Origin of the sequence: Bradyrhizobium sp. WSM471 (assembly GCF_000244915.1) — a bacterium.
GTDB lineage: Bacteria > Pseudomonadota > Alphaproteobacteria > Rhizobiales > Xanthobacteraceae > Bradyrhizobium.
The window spans coordinates 1507782-1525456 of the sequence record NZ_CM001442.1; the positions used below are offsets into that span (position 1 = coordinate 1507782).

Sequence of the window (17675 nt, forward strand, 5' to 3'; positions counted from 1 at the left end):
GTGAGGCCTCACGCACAAACTGCCGGCGAGCATCCACCGCGATCTCGTAGCCCACGCCGATATCCTCGCAAAAGAGACAGGGCCAACCGGTCGGGGATCGGTTCATGGCAGCCGACAGAAATTTCCGGAATGCTCGACGGACGCGTCAACCGAGCGGAGGTGATGGATAGCGGTCGGAGAACAACTTGAGGAACGCGGTCAGGGCAGGAGTTTAACGTTCGCCAGTATGCCGATTCGCTGCGGCACCCTCACGCAGCTCGCGATAGGCAAGACCGCATGATCGATCTCCATCTCGGATTCGAAAGCGTGATGGCATTAGCTTCGATACCCTGAGTTTTTGAGATAGTTGGCGCATTCTTCGGGGGTGGAGGCGTCAAGGAGTTCGCCGATGGCAGCGCAAACCGAATGGACGGTTCGTGCGGCTGCCTTGCGGAAGCAGCTGTTTAAGTTTGGCAAAGACCCGTTCAATCGGTTCAGGTCGGGTGAGTATTTGGGCACAAGAACAGCTTGGCTCCGGCGGAGCGGATGAGCTGGCGCACCGCTTTGCTTTTGTGGCTGCCGAGATTGTCCAGGACGACGATATCGCCCGGACGAAGGCTCGGCAGGAAAACCGTCTCGACATAGATCCGGAAACTCACGCCATCGATTCGTCCGTCGATGAACCATGGCGCATCGATCCGGTCATGGCGCAGGGCCGCCACGCAGGTCATGGTTTTCCAGCGGCCGTGAGGAACCTTGGCGCTGAGTCTGTGCCCGCGCGGGGCCCATCCCCGCAAGGGCGCCATGTCTGTCCGGGTCCAGGTCTCGTTGATGAAGACCAGCCGCTCAGCTTTGACGCGACCTTGGTACTTTGCCCACTGGGCTGGCCGCCGTGCCACGTCGGGACGATCGCGCTCGCCAGCCACCAAGCTTTTTTTGAAGCTGAACTTCTCGGCATGCACGAAGTCCCACACCGAGTGATAGTCGACCTTCAGGCCGCGACCGGCAAGTTCGGCAACAAGCCCGCGGCCGTCCTTGATCCGTTGCGACAGCCAGACCGCGTCGTCTCCCGAAACCGCCTTCGGCTTGTGACCGCCCATCTGGCGAGCAACGCTGCCGGTCTCATCGACCCGCTTCATCCAGCCGATCGCTGTGCTGATCGCTACTCCAAACTGCTTGGCGGCCTTGTTGCGGGACATTCCGCACTCAATCGCCGCCACCACGCGCTCGCGCAGATTGAGAGAATAAGGCTTGCCATCCATGCTAGCCTCCGCCCAGCCAGCATGGTGATTCAGAAACAGACTGATTGAGAATTTCAAATCGATTCAGCCTAGTTAGCAGCACTGATTTAGACAGATCTCTGTGTTCATCCTGATAAGGTCGATGATGACCCAGCCGAATCAGAATCTCGGAAGGCGCCGACAGGACGATGAATCGCGAAGCGAGCTAACTTCGAGCTTCGTGCTGGTGTATCGAAGTGAAGCCCACGGTTCGCTCGGAGATGCTGAGTATGGCTCCTATCTCGCCGGCCGATTTGCCGCGCTATTTAGGCGCCGATCACGCCGAGCTTGGCGTGACCTCTGAAAAGGTTTCGCGCGATCGTGCGTCGCTGGATCTCGTCAGAACCGTCGTAAATGCGGTACACACGTAGATTGCGGTACCACCGTTCGATCGGTAGCTCCTTGCTGTAGCCCATCGCGCCGTGGATCTGCATGACACGATCAACGACCTTGTTAGCCGTAATCGATCCGGTCAGTTTTGCGATCGAGGATGCGTGCCGCGCGTCATGTCCGTTTTCCGCTTGCCATGCCGCGAGGAGCGTCAGGTATTTCACGGCCTCGATTTCGACGTGTGAATCGGCAATCTGCCATTGGATGGCCTGGTATTCCGCGATAGGGTGTCCCATGGATACGCGGTGCTTGGAGTATTCGATCGCCATCTCGAGCAGGCGCTCCGATGCGCCCACGGCCACTGACGGGATCTCGTAGCGACTGGCGCCAATCCATTCCATCGCCAGCTTAAAGCCCCATCCCAGTTCGCCAAGGATGTTCCGATTTGGAACTCGGACGTCCTCGAAAACGAGCGATGCCGCGCTCCATTGGCCCATTGTCGGGATGGGTTGAGAACGCCAACCCATGTTGCGGTCAACGAGGAAGCAGGTAATGCCGCCCGAGGCGCCCTTGTTCGGATCGGTGACGGCGAACAGTATCACGAAGTCGGCCTCGCTTCCGCCTGAGACGAACGTCTTCTCGCCGTTGAGGATCCAGTCGTCGCCGTCGCGCACAGCCCGCGTGCGAATTGCCGTGGCGTCCGAGCCGGCATCAGGCTCGGTAATCGCGAAGCAGCCGACTCGCTCGCCATTGATGGTTGGGAGGAGATATTCCTGCTTCTGGTCCTCCGTGCCGGAGAACAGGATGTTGTCAGCTGATCCGCCGAACCTGAACGGAACGAAAGTGCGTCCGTTTTCGATATAGACGATGGAGTTCATGATCGCTCCGAGTCCGCTGCCGCCGTACTGCTTCGGGGTGGTGATGCCCCAAAAACCGGCGCTCTTTCCTTTCAGCTGTAGGTCTCGCAGCTGACCGGGTTCGAGACCACGACCGCCTTGGCGCTCATTGCGGAGAACCTGGGCCTCAAGGGGAATGATCTCTTTGTCAATGAACGCGCGGATGGAGGTCCGGACCATATGCTGTTCGTCGCTGAGTGAAAAATCGATCATGATTTTCGTTCCTGTGGACGGATTGTCTAAGGTGAATGGTTGTGCCTCGACCGTATGTCACCTTCGGGCGCCGAGCCCCAGGTTGATGATCTGCTGCTGCCGAATTGCGTGTGCTCCTCGGGATTCTCAGCCGTTGTCAAACCTCAGCACGACAGCGGCAGCGGTTGTGCAGCGTCCTCTTACCCAAGGTCGTTGCACCGAGGACTCCATAGCGACAGCCGCGAGCTCCGATGTTTGTTTCATTTTATCTCAGCGCACAGCCCAGCGCCCGGCACGGCATCACGCCCCAACTACATTGCTAGTGCGCTTACGTTCGACACGGGAAGGATGGCGTTCATCAACCCAGCCGTGGTCTGATCGTTACCTAGCGTCACAGGTTCGCCCTTGGATGTACCCGCGGCCATGGCGGGCTGCGTCTGCGGCTTGATACATCTCTTGCGATAAATTACCGACGTTTGAACTGCGCTCATTCCTTCTGATATACCGAACGGCGGCGTGATGCGCCGCCCTATCAGGTCGGTTGAGTACTCGTCCGGCATTTTCTTGGGCAGCGAGGAAGCGACTGCAACCAGCACTTTGCACATCTTGAGGGCCGACTTGAGTGCGCAAGCGGTCGGTAACCGCACGCGGTTTGAGCAGCAGTCCGAACGCGGAAGCTCAAGCGCCAGCATGTCGAATTCGAAGGCACCCGATACAATGATTGGCATGGCCTGCAGCTTCGAGGAAGCTGGCCGATGGCACAAGGCCTCGCCGGCGCCGCTCGTTGCCCGTATCTTGACCTGCTCAACCATCAGGTGCCGGGTTGATGCTGACCCAAGCGGCCTCAGGCAAAGCGGGCAGGTCGGCTGCTGAATGGTAGGACTTGCAGTCGGCAACGTCGCCTCTGTTGAGCGGCACCGGCCAATTCTTGCCGGCGGAGCTCCATTCAGTTGATGCGCGACTGCAACGGCTGCCTGTCGGCCAGCACAAACAGCGTGCAAGTTCGGGCGCGGAACGCGTTCCACTTTATGCATCGATCAGCCTCTCAGGGACGCCGCACCGCGTCCAAAAATACCGCGCTGAATCTCCGACCCCGCCTTCCGGAATGCGCTCGACCGAGACATCGCGGCCGACCGCGCAACCGCCGTAGGCGGTCGTGAGGTTCCGTTCCCCGCCTGACCGAGATCATCAGGTTCACTCGGCTCCCGACCAATTCCGCTGATTGGGAAGTGGTCGTGCTGGCCGATTGCGAGTGCAAGCGGCGCCCGTTGACACCGCTTCGTATTCTCCTGCGATCTCTTTCACAAGCTCAGCAGCAGCGAGGATGGAGTGCACGCCAGAAACGGAGTGGCCGGCGCACCAAATATTGCTCCAGCGCGGCCCCCCTCCGGTAGAGGTCTTACCGGTTTGGGTTGCTCGCGCCTCGGACACTGACTTGTCAAGTGCTGCGGGGTCGAGACCCGCCGCTACGATTGAGCTGCGCAGCACGTTCGCTGGGAGTCCCCAAAATGAGCTCGTCAAGATAATGTCATCAAAGGTGCTATCAAGTAGCATCTGACGATAGGTATCGCTTGCCATGCTTTCTAAGGTGGCTACGAAGCGAGTGCCCATGCAACCGAGATCACACCCAAGCACGCGCGCTGCCGCTAGCGAAGTTCCGTCTGTAATACCGCCCGCAAGTACAATCGGACCATCGAACATGGCGCGAACGGCGCGAACGAAAGCAAACGAATTGACCCACCCGGTATGGCCTCCTGCGCCGGCGGCGAGCAAAATCAAACCGTCCGCACCGGCTTCGATGGCTCTTTCCGCGTGGTGCAAGGAGGCGATGTCCGCGAACACGAGACAGTCGACTTCGTGCAAGGCATCGATTGCAGCAGCGGGTGATCCCACACTAGTTATGACAATGTCCGGCTTGTGACGTACGAGACAGGCAAGATCATCCTTGAATCGTGGGTGGCGGATCATGAGAGTTGGGCAGTGCGGCGCGACAGCCTTATCCAGGTGAGCGAGATCATGCTCAATCCGGCCGAGCCAAGAATCAAGCTCCTCAACGGATCGGGCGTTTGCTGTCGGAAACGCGCCGATTGCTCCCGCCCGGCAGACGGTAGTCACAAGGTCCACCCCAGAGACATTGGCCATGGGCGCGACGATCAAGGGCACCGCCAGTCGGGAAGAGAGAGCGCCCGGCAGTCTGTCACTCTCGAACAGTGCAGTCACGGCATTTAGTTCCTTAGTCTTGAACGCGCTCGCAGCAAATGTCTTTGGGAATCATAACGCTTATCGAGTATGCGCATTCGGCATTTGCGGCGCCCAGAAAGGATCGTCGGTTTGCATCGCGAATTCCTCAAAGTCACCCTTGATCAACGACGCGACAATCCGTGACATGCTTACGGGATTAATTCCATCACTAACGTTGGTAGTTGACGGGGCCGCATATTGTAGGGCAATCACCGATCCCTCTGGGCCGGTTGAGCTTGAGCGACCATCGGAACACTGCTTGGTACGGCCTTATGCGCTGCTGGTGACTCCAGGCTCGCCCGCGGACTAGGAACACCTGGCCCAGTTCGTGGGTTTGGCGCAGACGCCAATGCGTCGTTCAGTACCTCGACGGCCGGAAGTAGGAGAGCGTCGGATCCGCCTACTAAGGGTTTGAACATCCCAACCGCGCGATGGCCGATGCGCTGCTGTTGCGTCGCGGGCGGCTTCACCTTGCGCAACGTGTTCGTCGCATTTGATCAGGCCCCAACTGGGGGCGCCTACGCCGATCGTCTCGACGTCTTCGTTGGCGGCACCCATCTCGCCACCCGGCCGCTTGGGCGGCTGCATCCCAACAGTAAGCATGGCCAGGTCGTCGATTATCGGCACGTGGTCCATACCTTGCGGCCAGCCAATGGCGCTCCTCAATCTCGTCTACCGTGATCGGCTGTTCCCGCGCGTGCCTATCGCCGAAACTTCGATTGCTCGCGCGAACCGCTGCCGGACAGCAAAGCCTGCCGGGTCATGCTCCGTCTGCTCGCATCAGCTATGACCGCGGCTGTGAAGGTGAACTCGCGATGAGTTCGCGACCGAGCTTTTGCTGGCCGAGGGCCCGAGCTCAACCGGCTGCTTGCTTGGTTCGCTCCCGATTTGGCGCGTGTGCCGCAAGTCGCGGTGCAGTTCGCACCGCTCGCCATCTATGAGTGCCTCGTCGGTGCCGGCGAGATCGGAGGTGCCGCATGAGGACAAACAACACCGTTGACACCGCGCGGCTCGATCTGTTTCTCAACGAATTGCGGCTGCTAGCCATTAATGTGCCGCGGCAGCGACCGAGATCGCCGAACGCGGCCGCCGCCGCGTCCAGCGCCATCTCGTCGAGGCGCAGCTGCCCCGTGGAAAGATCTTGGACAACTTCGAGTTCGAGGCTGTGTCGATGATCTCCAAAGCGCAGGTGACCGCGATCTCCGCTGACGATGGTTGGCTCGGCAAGGGCGCCATATGCTCCTGTACGGACAGCCCGGCGGCGGCAAGAGCGTACGATTGGGCCGCGGTTTCGGCTCCATTGCTTGTCACTTAAAACTCTCCCGCATTCACCACTATCTTCCAACTTTAAAGCGCATTTCGATTGGAGGATCCGAAAGCGAAACAAGCTATTATCCACCCCGCTCGTGCAACTACCGAACCGAATAGGCTAGACGACTGGGTGGAGAACGCGCCACTGATGTTCGAGAGCGTCAGCTGTGTGGCCGCTATAGGGCTGGGCGTCCAAGCAGTGTTCAACGTCGGCATAGGTCGGCGACTCCAACGGATGAAGGGATCTGCCGCACCCGCTCCTCAGCGCGATTCCAAGAGCGAGCTGCGAGCTACACGTGTTCTCTCTCGTCTCGTGCAAGGATCGCGTGCGGCACGCGGATTGCTAGAATGAGGAGCCCGGGCCAGCGCGATGCCCCAGGTGTTCCCAAGAGATCCAATCGATGGGTACCTGGATGTGCTGAGGCCGCCCTCGATAGCCGAAAGGAGTAAACTCATGAAGTGAAACTTACACCCGATCTGCCTAATTGGCACAGATCGAGACTTCAGGGAACGGAAGCAATGAGAACGCTCTCTGACCGTCAATAGCCTGTGCGGTTACGGGAGGAATGCGGTGGAGGATGAGGGGCGCAAGGGGCCCGCACCCAAAGGCCTATGTCTGAGGAGGAAAATTCTGGTGTCTGAGAAAACAATATTAACGTCTGACAGGCGGCCGCGAGCGGTCGGGCTGTTGGGAGGCGGGATCATTGGCGGCGGGTGGGCCGCACGGTTCATCCTCAACGGAGTCGACGTGCGTCTGTATGGTCCTTCTAATGCTGCCATCGAACGCGTGCAGAAGGTGCTATGCAGCGCGCGGCGGGTGTACCGGCAGCTGACGCAGGTTTCTTTGCCGGTCGAAGGGACTCTCACAGCGGTAAGCTCGGTCGCGGACGCCGTTTACGGAGTAGAGCTCGTCCAGGAGTCTGCTCCAGAGAAACTGGAGCTCAAGCAGCAGCTACTGGCGGCCGCCAGTCAAGCAGCGGCACCTGGTGTCCTAATCTGCTCTTCGACCTCAGGGCTACGGCCGTCCTTACTCGCGGCGGGAGTGAGACACCCCGAACGACTGCTTGTCGCGCACCCGTTCACGCCCGTGCATCTGCTTCCGCTCGTTGAGCTTTGCGGGGGAGCGAGCACCACGCCCGATTCGCTGGAGCGCGCGGCGGAGATCTTCCGGGCCGTCGGAATGCACCCACTCGTGGTGCGCAAGGAGGTGAATGGGTTCATCGCGAACCGGCTCCAGGAGGCGCTGTGGCGCGAAGCACTATGGTTAGTGCACGACGATGTGGCCACCACACAAGAGATCGATGACGCAATCCGCTATTCATTCGGACTACGCCGCGCCGTCTTGGGCCCCTTCAGCGTCGGCGGGGGTGCGACCGGCATGCGCGAGTTGATGGAGAAATGGCAACCCGAGCTGAGATCAGCGTGGACGAAGTTCACCGATGTGCCAGAGCACAATGATGCCTTCCTGTGCAAACTCGCCGAACAGTCAGATGCACGGACGGACAATTGGACGGTAGCTGAGTTCGAAGATAGGAGGAACGACGCGCTCGTGGCCGTGCTGCGGGCGCTGCGAACACAGCGCTGCGGCGCGGGTGAGACGATCGCTTACTGGGAACAGAGGTTGCGCGACCGCGCGCCCCAGCTCGACGGTGGCGAGACTTGCCCAACAACCTCAATCTGAATGCATGTCTAGGAGCTCACGACCCGGTAGGTCAAAAAGGCCGCAGAGGTATCGTCAGAATCAGGTGTAAGAGAGCGCCTCTGGGCACGTCGGGTTAGCGGATTGCGCCCGCGAGTTAAGTCCGCTGATTCCGCAAAACCCTCGCCAAAGCGATCGCAAGCTGGCTCATCTTGCGCCCGAACGATTCTGCGCCTCGAGGGCATTCGTAGCGTAGAGCATTTGCGAAATCTTGGAGTGAAGGCGAAGAACGGAACACATTCATATGCCCGGTGCCAAGAACAGCGCCGGCCCCACTCGGCTTTGAAACCTCGAGCCTGAGCAGAGCGAGTTTCGGCATTCCGGACTTCGTAGATCACCTTTGATCGCGGGCTGGATCCACTTCTTCCGATGATTTCAGGACACATGCCCTTGCGGGTCAAATGCACGGCAGGCCTGAACCATCGTTTTGTCTGTTGATCGAGTCGGGAAGCGCTTCAAGCCGTTGACCGCGGCGATCAGGATATGGCCGCCTTTGCTCAGATCACTCATAACCGTGAGCCAGAATTCGGCGCCTCCGATCGACTCGATTCACAGCCGGAACACATGTTTATCGCACGACGGGGTAACACCCCAACATGACGAGGGCCGCCTCGTTCTTGATCCCGTCTCCCGGATTTTAACCCTGGGGGTGTCGAAGAAGACCAACGGATAAATCGATTCCAGAGGTCAGTTTTGCATTCGCGGGCGTCATCGAAGATCGAGTGGCTGAGTTTGCCGATCAGATAGGTGGGATCCGTCGTGCCCTAGGGGCTCAGCCGGCCAGAAGGCCTGGATCTCCAGCCGCTCATGTCCAGCCCATGCAACACTGATGATGTTTTCGTCGAGCGTGTTGGAGCGGTTGGCCCTTGGCAACGATCATCGGTTCGGAGGTGCCGGCACGGCCGCGCGGCACGCGATCCGGATCTCGCCCTCGTCTGTCAACAATGCTTTAGTGCTCGTGCGGTCGCGGCTTTTCCCCGAGCCACGGACGTCGGCAGCCCTTCTAGATGCGGGCGTGAGCCCTACGCCCAATGCACGCTCTAGAAACGCCTTCTTCAGCTGTCTGAAAAGATCGCCTTCGCCGGCGAGCTCTTCCGGCCTGATCCGATACCAGCTCCTTGATCGTTTCAGGACAGCAGCTTGATAGCACGGCTGGTCACGTCCTTCAGCAGTCAGTCTAGGCCTTCACCCTGGCGTCGGTGCAGGATGGGCAACAGGCTATTGCCAAGCGCCGCAGCCTCCGCCGTCAAGTCCATCGCTCACCAGCAGCACGATCGCTGCTTTCCAAACCACCTTCCGCGGCCTCTTTCGGTCTCAAAGTAGCCGCTCAAATGGTTCGTTATCGACCACGCTGAAAGCATTCGGTCGATTTTTGGCGTAGCCTCAAAGAGGCGCGCTGATTGTGAATCGTCTGTCAGCCGTGGACAGCTCGCTTATCAGCAGATCGGGACACTCGCGCCTTTGGCCGCAATGCTGGTTTGCGAGGCGAATCGCGCGGCGCGAATTGTTGGAGAGCCATCACCGTTGGATACAGCGGCGCAAGCGCGTGCCGGCGCCAAAGCCAGGAGGCGGCCGAGCGGGCGGTGTCCAGTTCAAGACATCTAAGTTCCGAATCCGACAGACTAGGGCACAAGAGTGCTGCTACGCGGCGCTGGATTTGTCCCCTTAACGCAGGTCAGTCCAATTCCTTGTTGGCACGCCGATTGCTGAGACCCGCTGAAAGTCCGTTACCAGTGTCAATCTCAACGGCCAGAGGTTCACATGAAAGTGTTCGGGGTGATCCAAATCGACGCGGCCGCCGGTATACAGTCAGGTGCGCTTCCGGGAATTTCAGCTGTACCGCGTCGTGCGAGCGTGCCCTTGTCGCTGCGTCAGCAGCAATTTTGGTTTGTCTCGCGTCTGAAGGGCGGTAGCGAAGATTGTCACGTGCAGACGATGCTTCGGCTTCGCGGCCAGCTGGATAAGGCTGTATTGCAGTCGGCTCTCGATGGACTGGTGGCACACCATGAACTGCTGCGCACCACCTTCGCCGCGCAGGACGGCGAGCCATTTCAGAAGGTCGGTCGGGCGCGTACCGGACTTCTGTTGAGACGGGATCATCTGACGTGGGCGGTAGACCTGGAGGCCGCGCTCTCCGAGCTCGTGCGCCGCGAGGTGGAGGTGCCATTTGATCTGGAACTTGGTCCGCTGATCCGCGCGCGGCTTGTGCGCTTGGCGGTGGATGACCATGCGCTCGCCATTACTATGCACCACATGGTCTCGGACACTTGGTCAAGGAATATCCTCACGCGGGATCTCAGCGAGTTTTATAATGCGATTAGGGAAAACTGCGCGGTTCGATTCAAGGTGTCGCCGGTGCAGTATGCGGACTATGCGCTTTGGCAGCACCGTTGGCTCTCGGGCCAGGCGTTGCAGCGTCAGTCGGAATACTCGCACCGGATACTGGTGGGCGCACCAGCAGTGCTGGAGCTGCCCACGGATCGGCCGCGTTCATCCCGGCCGGACTACTACGGTGGCGATGTCGAGTTTACGCTGCACCCGGTTCTTACAGACCAAATCAAAGCGCTGAGCCGAAATCTTAACACGAGCTTGTTCGTGATGCTGCTGTCAGCCTCGGTGTTGGTACTAGCGAGGCTGTCGTGTCGCGATGAGTTGGTGATCGGCACGCCGGGTGCGAACCGGGCGTACTCCGAAATAAGGCTGATCGGCCTATTTATGAATCCTTTGGCGCTGCGCATCGATTTGTCGAGTGATCCAACGCTGGAGATTTTAGTGGAGCGCGGGCAGGCCGCCGCGGTGGGGGCGAAGGCGCACCAAGATCTACCTTCCGACCAGATGCTGAAGCTCGTCAATTCGTCGCGCACCTTGGCTCACAGCCCTATCTTCCAGGGAGCGTTTGCATGTGAAAACAATGTTGTCGGGCCGGCGCAGCTAGGGGGGCTGAAACTCGAATGCGTGAACCCTTGCGTCCGCTTCGAGCAGCATGATCTTGCGCTCGACGTTAATGAGGTCAACGCCGAGTGTCGCGGTCGGCTATTTTACGCGACGGCACTGCTTGAGAGGAGCACAATCGATCGGTTTGCGGATAATTTCCACCAGGCGGTGAGCCAGATGGACCGAGGCTTTCGGACGCGGAGTTTGGTCGTCGCAGAGATGTCAAGATCTTTGGAATGTGTGGAATGTGAGCGAAGCCGATCCGCACGATCCATGTATCCAGGAGCCAATCGACGCACAGCGCAACCCGGAGGCAATCATGATTGACGACAAGGACCAGAATTCAACCAAGACCGATCTGAACGCACGGGTGAACTCGCCGGCAGCTTCCATTCGCCGACCTGAATCATTGCCCGCAGAATTGGAGTCACGCTGCCACACTAAGATCATGAAATTCATGGAGGGGACGCGCGCCCTTGGTAAACATGAGTTGCAAGCCAGCAGCATCACGCGCTATCAGGTCACAAAGTTCTATCGCGAACGGATCACCAATAGCCGTTACTACGAGCAGCTTAAGCATATTGTGGAACCTTCAGCAAAGGAGTTTGAGAGCCATGGCAGTTTGGACACGAGCGGCGAGCACGACAATACGGTCACCCCTGGACTACAGCACAAGTACGCGCAGACCGGGTTGTTGCTGGTAACGGACCGTTGCGCGTCATATTGTCGTTTTTGTTTCCGTAAACGCATTGTAGGCAAAGATTCCGACGAAATCGCACCTGATTTCTCCCTGATTGCGCAGTACATCGGCGCTCACCCTGAGATGACTAACGTGCTGTTATCGGGAGGCGACCCATTCGTGCTCAGTAGTGCCAAGCTCGACAGAATACTCGATCATCTGCTGCCGATCCCGCACTTGGAGACAATTCGATTCGGCACAAAAATGTTCGCTTTTGCGCCCAAGCGGTTCGAAGATCGAGCTCTAGCGGATTTGTTCCGAAGGATACATGAATCCGGTAAGTCCGCAGCAATAGTTACACATTTTGATCACATCGGTGAAATCTCGGTTGATGCCGAGTGGCGGGTTCGGTCTTTGCGCGCACTGGGCGTGCAGTTCTTCAACCAGTCTGTACTTCTCGCGAAAGTCAATGACGATGCCGAGATCCTGGCGGCGACCTTCGCAAAATGTCACCAAATGGGTGTCCGCCCATATTACCTCTTTCAGGCTAGGCCTGTAAAAGGTGCATCGCATTTTCAAGTGCCTCTCCGTCGTGGGCTTGAAATTGCGCGCAGCGTCAATCAACGTCTCAGTGGAATTCAAAAGACATTCAAATACATCATGTCTCACTACACGGGAAAGATCGAGATCCTCGACTTGGGAGCAGATGGTCGCCTGTATATGCGGTACCACCAAAACAAGACTTCCGAAAAGATAGGAAGAATCTTTTCTCGGCAGCACGTCGACGCTGCTTGCTGGTTGGACGACTTGCCCGAAGAGTGAGATCGAACCGCACTGCAATGTCGGACCGTGTAGAAGACGGACTTCTGCCCCTCCACCCAACGCACGATTAGTGGTGACACTCCGCGCGCCGCTCTGGTTGAAATCCTTTTCGCTTGCGTGATGTAATAGAAGCGGCGCTTGACGTGCACACTCTGGCTGTTCTGACCCGAGTGCATTAAGCTGGTCCGCGAAGTCGTGTTGCTCGTCCATTTCGCGGATATCGAATGCCGCTTGGCGCGGACCTCAGTGTTGCGAGCTCGCGGAGGGGCTCCGATTACGAGATCTAAGAATAAGACCTCGATCAAGCGGTAGGTGGCGTGGACTCCAACGAGTGCCTTTCAGCCGCAATCTAATCAAAGGCTGTTTTGGAGAGGCTATGCTTGTCCGTGATTGATCGGATGGTATCCAGCGACGGGGCGTGGCAGCGGCTGGCACCTATGATGATGGCCCGGCCTGAGGCCTCGAGAACTGATCTTCCTCGAGGGTGTGCTGTGGATCGTGCACACGGGCGCCCCTGGCAAGATATTCCGCGAGGCTTTTAGGCAGTCGAACATCGTGTTTCCGCGAAAGATGCAACATCAAGGTTGTTCGATGGCGATAGGATCTCCGAGATTTCGCATATCCGATTGTTGTTTCCACCATCATTGAGCCACCAGCATGCTGGCGAGGGTAAGACAGAATAGGAGAAGACCAGGTCGCGTATTTGTGGATCCGCCCGTCGTGAGGAGGCGCGACCGGCGCAGTCGACTTGTGGATGACCGCTGCAGCGCCCGCGTTCATTGAGGTTGGCGCGCGGCGAGAGCTGTAGCTCCCAATCGCCTACACTTTGCTGCATTTTCGTGAACGCGACGCTTGAAAGAGCCGGCATGCTCGGTCAGCCGGACGCAGAAGATTGAATCACAATCGGATAAAAGATGATGGAGTCATATTCGCGAGCATCGGCTGTGAGCTCGGGTATCTGGTGATTCATCGTCAACAGTTGTGAGCTCGGCGAATAAGGTGGCGACCGTCTCACATGAGCCTACGTGTAGTGCCGACCGTGTCCGGTTGACTCCGGCGAAGTCGGAAGTCCGACAAGTCGCTTGGTGAGTCTAGGAGCAAGCCGCCAGAAACGTGTCCTCTCTCTCTTCAGACAAGTTGCGCAAGCAATTCCGAGAGCGGCACGCCGATTGCTACGATGAAGACACCGGAGCGAGTGCGTTCGCAGAGAGGGTGTCGCAGGAGTCCCACGAGAGCGGCTCGATCAATTATAGCCCATGCGTGGCCGCGCTCCCCGCATCGAAATGAGTGAACATGATGAGACCAAAGCTATTGCCGACCTGGTCCGGCTCCGGACGGATCGAGCTTTCAGTAGAAAGGAAAGTAGTAGGATGATTTCTGAGGTATTCATTACGTGTGCCGTTACAGGTAGTGCAGGCACCCTGCGTAGTCCGCTGGTACCAATAACTCCCGAGGAGATCGCCAGTTCTGCTATCAAGGCGGCGCGCGCTGGGGCAGCTATGGTGCACATTCACGTGCGCAATCCGGAAACCAAGCGGGGGTCGCGCGATATAGCACTGTATCGTGAAGTCGTCGAGCGCATCCGTAACTCAGACGTTAATCCGCTTATCAATCTAACTTCAGGGATGGGCGGCGACCTCGTGCTCGGTGGGGCAAATGCCCCCCTTCCGCCTAATCCTGCGGGAACGGATATGGCGGGCGCGCTCGAGCGACTCGTGCACGTCGAGGAGCTGCATCCCGAAATTTGTACGCTGGACTGCGGAACAATGAACTGGGGCACCGATAGCAATTACGTCTTTGTCAACAGCGCGGCGACGCTGCGCGCGATGGCTGCGCGCTTGAAGGAGCTCGGTGTTCGCCCTGAGCTTGAGGTCTTTGATGCTGGTCAGCTGGTCATGGTGAACGATCTCATCGGGCAGGGGCTTATCGACGATCCGCCGCTAATCCAGTTGTGCATGGGGATTCGCTACGGCGCGCCCGACGATCTGACTACGCTGATGGCGCTCGTGCATCGGCTACCACCTCGCGCCATCTTCTCAGCGTTCTCCATCGGGCGGATGCAGCTCCCGTACGTGGCGCTGGCGCCATTGGTGGGCGCGAACGTGCGGGTAGGACTGGAGGATAATGTGTACCTTTCCCGTGGGCGTTTGGCGACGAACGCTGATCTTGTGCAGAGAGCTGTCGAGATACTCGAGCGCATCGATGTCCGCGTGATGAGCCCGGACGAGGTGCGAACGAAGCTCGCGCTTTCAGTTCGTGCCTGAGAGGTCCAGAATCATGTCTGTGAGGCTACCGCGCGCTGTCGGGCTACTTGGGGGTGGAGTGATCGGCGGCGGCTGGGCCGCGCGATTCCTCCTAAATGGGGTTGATGTGCGACTGTATGGCCCGTCGGCTATTGCGGTCGAGCGAGTGCAGAAGATGTTGTGTAGCGCGCGGCGGGCCTATCGCCAGCTGACGCAAGTCACCCTGCCGGCCGAGGGAGCACTCACAGTTGTGCACTCGGTCGCGGACGCTGTGCACGGCGTTGACCTTGTGCAAGAATCGGCACCCGAGCGGCTCGATCTCAAGCGCGAGCTGCTAGCGTCCGCCAGTAGGGCGGCGGCATCTGAGATCCTAATCTGCTCCTCGACGTCCTCTATTCGGCCCTCGTTGCTCCAGGACGGCGCGGATCATCCCGAGCGCCTCTTGGTCGCGCATCCGTTCAACCCCGTATATCTGCTGCCGCTTGTTGAGCTGTGTGCCGGACGGCATACTGCACCCGAGGCTCTAGTGCGAGCGGCTGAGATCTATCGAGCAATCGGAATGCATCCGCTTGTGGTGCGCAATGAGGTCGATGGCTTCATTGCGAACCGGCTGCAGGAGGCGCTGTGGCGCGAGGCGCTATGGCTGGTGCATGACGATCTGGCTACCGTGCAGGAGGTCGATGATGCGGTCTGCTATTCCTTTGGGCTACGCCGACCGATCATGGGTCCTCTTCTGACCTACCGCATGGCCTGCGGCGGGACGGGCATGCGCGAAGCCATGGAGCGACTTGGACCGTACCTGAAGTGGCCACTCTCAAAGCTCACTGACGTGCCCGAGCTGACCAATGCCTTCCTGGACAAACTCGCCGGACAGGCGGAAGCGCAGGCGAAGACAAGCAAGTTTACTGAGCAAGCACGCGACGACTGCCTCGTTGCGTTGCTGCAGGGACTACGGTCACAGCGTCACGGAGCGGGCGAAACGGTCGCGAGCTGGGAGCAGCGGCTGCGCGACAACGCTCTACAGCTCGCGGCAGGCGATTCAAACCCGCTTCGGTCTCCCACACTGCAGCTGCCGTCCGATTGATTGAACTCTAACGTCTCTCAATCCCGACATACCTAGTGAAACATTGATGCGATAAATGCTCCGCTTGATTGCATCAGCATCGGCCACGACTATCATCTCAGGCAGTGGCAGTTAGATCGAGATGTACTAGCACAAACTCCGTGAGCTGTACGCCGGGCTCGCGTTCAAGCACTCGCGCTGACCTGTCGTGTAGACAGGTGCTTTCCATCTGTTCCAAATGATGTGGGAGGCCTGACGAGAGACCGGTGGCCACGGGCGAGCCGATGCGGCTTCACGCCAAGCTCGCCGCGGACGCCGCGAATTTGGGGAGACAACTTGCGAACTCCTTCGAGCTCGCAGGACTACACTCGGAACTGCCCCCTGGAACACGATGCAAATGTTTGGTTTTGCGCGCATTGCCGTGCTCGACGCCTCGCCCGATCTCATCATGAGAAATCTCGTCAGAGCTGAAGCAAACAAGCCTCTTCCTTCTATGGCGCGATCCGCCGCTTGTTCGGGCGTCACAACATCGCGCGTAAAAAGACGCCCTGGGCGCTGGAGTTGCTCGTCGTGTAGTGACCCTGCCCAGTCGGGCGGTGCACAAACGAGGCTCCGGCGCGCCTGACGCACGAGATGGGAATCAAAAAGCGTCTATACGAGCTGTGCCATTTGGCACAATCATCGGCCACCCCCGGAGTGAGAACAGTTCGATCACCGCAGCCGCATAGTAAGCTTCCGAGGAAGGACGTCTTGCGACGGACTGGCCTGATGGTTGAGAACTGCACGTATGGACAGCCATACGATCAGTGCGCTGAATCGACTAGAAGTGGTGGACACGGGCCGGCGACGGCGTTGGTCTGACGAGGAGAAGGCACGGATCGTTTTGGAGAGCCTGTCCGAGCCGCGCCTGGTGCGGCGACAGCGCGGCGATACGGCTTATCACGTTCTCTGCTGGTGACTGACGAAAAGCCTTCGCAGCGAACCGGACCAAATCCGAGGCTGGTTTTCTCAGGGCAGTTGTGGCCGAGGGTCCGCCCGTGACGTCGGTGGCGGCCTCATCGGAGAGCGCGCCAGCACATTCGACGGAGCGTCGGATTGAGATCGAGCTGGCTGGCGGGCGGCGCGTCATTGCCGACGCTGGCGTCGACGTTGAGGCGCTTCGCCGGATCATCGGGGCTCTGGACCCGCGATCATTCCGATCCCTACGGGAGTTCGGGTGTGGTTGGCGACGGGCCACACCGACATGCGCAAAGGCTTCGCCTCATTGTCGTTGCAGGTGCAAGAGCTGCTGCGCCGCAATCCGCTGAGTGGTCATTTGTTCTGCTTCCTCGGACGTAGGGGTGATTTGTTGAAAGTGATCTGGCAGGACGGCCAGGGAGCATGCCTGTTTACGAAGAAACTCGAGAGAGGTCCTTTTGTTTGGCCGTCGCTGGCGGACCGGCGTGGTGTCGATCTCGCAGGCGCAGATGAGCTACCTTTTGTCCGGCATCGATTGGCGCAATCCTCAATAGGCTTGGCGTCCGACGAGCGTGGGCCGAGAGTTTGTCTTGAATTTGGCGGTGAATGTGATTCCATCTGGTGATGGAATCTGTTGCTGACGGACTGCCGTCCGATTTCACCGCCGCACATGCAATGATCCTGGCCGAGCGCGCCGCAAGGCTTGCGACGGAAGCCAAGCTTGCTGAAGCGGCCAATGCCCTAACAATGGTCCTGGAGCCACGCCCAGTGGCGGTCGACGGTCAGCCCCCGACGAGCCGCAGACAGATCTCGACATTGGGCTTCGCACCGCATAGGTCCGTCAGTCCTAGCCGCTCCAGCATGTTGGTCGACTTCATGTGCTGGCGAGATCGTGACACCTCTGCAACGCAGCGCCGGTCATGCATCCAGCGCTGCTTGAGCGGGCAATTGTCATCGACCTTACGCGGCACATAGTCGAGCGCATTGCGCAGAAGGTGCAAATAGCAGCGCTGCCTGAATATGCCTGAATATGCCTGAATATGCCTGAA

General features: G+C 58.9%; 10 protein-coding genes and 3 pseudogenes. 8 read left to right on the forward strand and 5 right to left on the reverse strand.

Annotation, left to right across the window (positions count from 1 at the left end):
* Positions 1–7: 7 nt before the first annotated feature.
* Positions 8–170: pseudogene (locus tag BRA471DRAFT_RS39395) on the forward strand (DUF2274 domain-containing protein); the annotation flags it as partial.
* A gap of 145 nt (positions 171–315) precedes the next feature.
* Here the strand turns inward: BRA471DRAFT_RS39395 and BRA471DRAFT_RS06840 are convergent.
* The 4 genes and pseudogenes from BRA471DRAFT_RS06840 to BRA471DRAFT_RS36285 all read right to left on the reverse strand — a co-directional run bounded on the left by BRA471DRAFT_RS06840 (position 316) and on the right by BRA471DRAFT_RS36285 (position 4897).
* Positions 316–1241, reverse strand: a pseudogene (locus BRA471DRAFT_RS06840) (IS630 family transposase).
* A gap of 284 nt (positions 1242–1525) precedes the next feature.
* Positions 1526–2698, reverse strand: a complete 1173-nt coding sequence (locus BRA471DRAFT_RS06845) for an acyl-CoA dehydrogenase family protein (protein ID WP_007605702.1) — start codon at positions 2696–2698, stop codon at positions 1526–1528.
* Positions 2699–2988: 290 nt separating this feature from the next.
* Positions 2989–3489 (reverse strand): hypothetical protein, encoded by a 501-nt coding sequence (locus tag BRA471DRAFT_RS06850; protein ID WP_035973602.1) that lies wholly within the window; start codon positions 3487–3489, stop codon positions 2989–2991.
* A 382-nt stretch (positions 3490–3871) separates the two neighbouring features.
* The gene (locus BRA471DRAFT_RS36285; protein WP_007605707.1) at positions 3872–4897 is read right to left on the reverse strand and encodes a nitronate monooxygenase family protein; all 1026 of its coding nucleotides are present in this window, start codon (positions 4895–4897) and stop codon (positions 3872–3874) included.
* A 477-nt stretch (positions 4898–5374) separates the two neighbouring features.
* Between BRA471DRAFT_RS36285 and BRA471DRAFT_RS39400 the strand changes: the two are divergent.
* From BRA471DRAFT_RS39400 to tnpB, 7 genes and pseudogenes are all read left to right on the forward strand, one after another.
* Positions 5375–5899, forward strand: a pseudogene (locus tag BRA471DRAFT_RS39400) (IS21 family transposase); the annotation flags it as partial.
* 964 nt (positions 5900–6863) lie between these two features.
* Positions 6864–7910 carry a 3-hydroxyacyl-CoA dehydrogenase NAD-binding domain-containing protein gene (locus BRA471DRAFT_RS06865; protein ID WP_231171045.1) on the forward strand — a complete coding sequence of 349 codons (1047 nt, stop codon included), beginning with the start codon at positions 6864–6866 and terminating at the stop codon, positions 7908–7910.
* Positions 7911–9689: 1779 nt separating this feature from the next.
* Positions 9690–11189, forward strand: a complete 1500-nt coding sequence (locus BRA471DRAFT_RS06870; RefSeq protein WP_007605709.1) for a condensation domain-containing protein — start codon at positions 9690–9692, stop codon at positions 11187–11189.
* Positions 11190–11310: 121 nt separating this feature from the next.
* Entirely contained in the window at positions 11311–12363 is a 1053-nt protein-coding gene (locus tag BRA471DRAFT_RS06875) for a lysine 2,3-aminomutase (RefSeq protein ID WP_035974709.1), read from the forward strand.
* A 1370-nt stretch (positions 12364–13733) separates the two neighbouring features.
* Complete coding sequence (locus tag BRA471DRAFT_RS06880; RefSeq protein ID WP_007605711.1) at positions 13734–14627, forward strand: 3-keto-5-aminohexanoate cleavage protein; 894 nt, start codon at positions 13734–13736, stop codon at positions 14625–14627.
* 13 nt (positions 14628–14640) lie between these two features.
* Positions 14641–15690 (forward strand): 3-hydroxyacyl-CoA dehydrogenase NAD-binding domain-containing protein, encoded by a 1050-nt coding sequence (locus tag BRA471DRAFT_RS06885; RefSeq protein WP_007605713.1) that lies wholly within the window; start codon positions 14641–14643, stop codon positions 15688–15690.
* A gap of 1195 nt (positions 15691–16885) precedes the next feature.
* Positions 16886–17251, forward strand: coding sequence for an IS66 family insertion sequence element accessory protein TnpB (tnpB, locus tag BRA471DRAFT_RS06890; protein WP_371258302.1), 366 nt, complete (start codon positions 16886–16888; stop codon positions 17249–17251).
* A 157-nt stretch (positions 17252–17408) separates the two neighbouring features.
* Here tnpB and BRA471DRAFT_RS40170 read toward each other — a convergent pair whose 3' ends face one another.
* Positions 17409–17627 (reverse strand): hypothetical protein, encoded by a 219-nt coding sequence (locus BRA471DRAFT_RS40170; protein WP_035973607.1) that lies wholly within the window; start codon positions 17625–17627, stop codon positions 17409–17411.
* Positions 17628–17675 lie beyond the last annotated feature (48 nt).

Coding starts and splice junctions, on each gene's coding strand:
- BRA471DRAFT_RS06850 (WP_035973602.1), bottom strand. CDS start 3,489: ATGGTTGAGCAGGTCAAGATACGGGCAACGAGCGGCGCCGGCGAGGCC.
- BRA471DRAFT_RS06885 (WP_007605713.1), top strand. CDS start 14,641: ATGTCTGTGAGGCTACCGCGCGCTGTCGGGCTACTTGGGGGTGGAGTG.
- BRA471DRAFT_RS06875 (WP_035974709.1), top strand. CDS start 11,311: ATGAAATTCATGGAGGGGACGCGCGCCCTTGGTAAACATGAGTTGCAA.
- BRA471DRAFT_RS06880 (WP_007605711.1), top strand. CDS start 13,734: ATGATTTCTGAGGTATTCATTACGTGTGCCGTTACAGGTAGTGCAGGC.
- BRA471DRAFT_RS06870 (WP_007605709.1), top strand. CDS start 9,690: ATGAAAGTGTTCGGGGTGATCCAAATCGACGCGGCCGCCGGTATACAG.
- BRA471DRAFT_RS06845 (WP_007605702.1), bottom strand. CDS start 2,698: ATGATCGATTTTTCACTCAGCGACGAACAGCATATGGTCCGGACCTCC.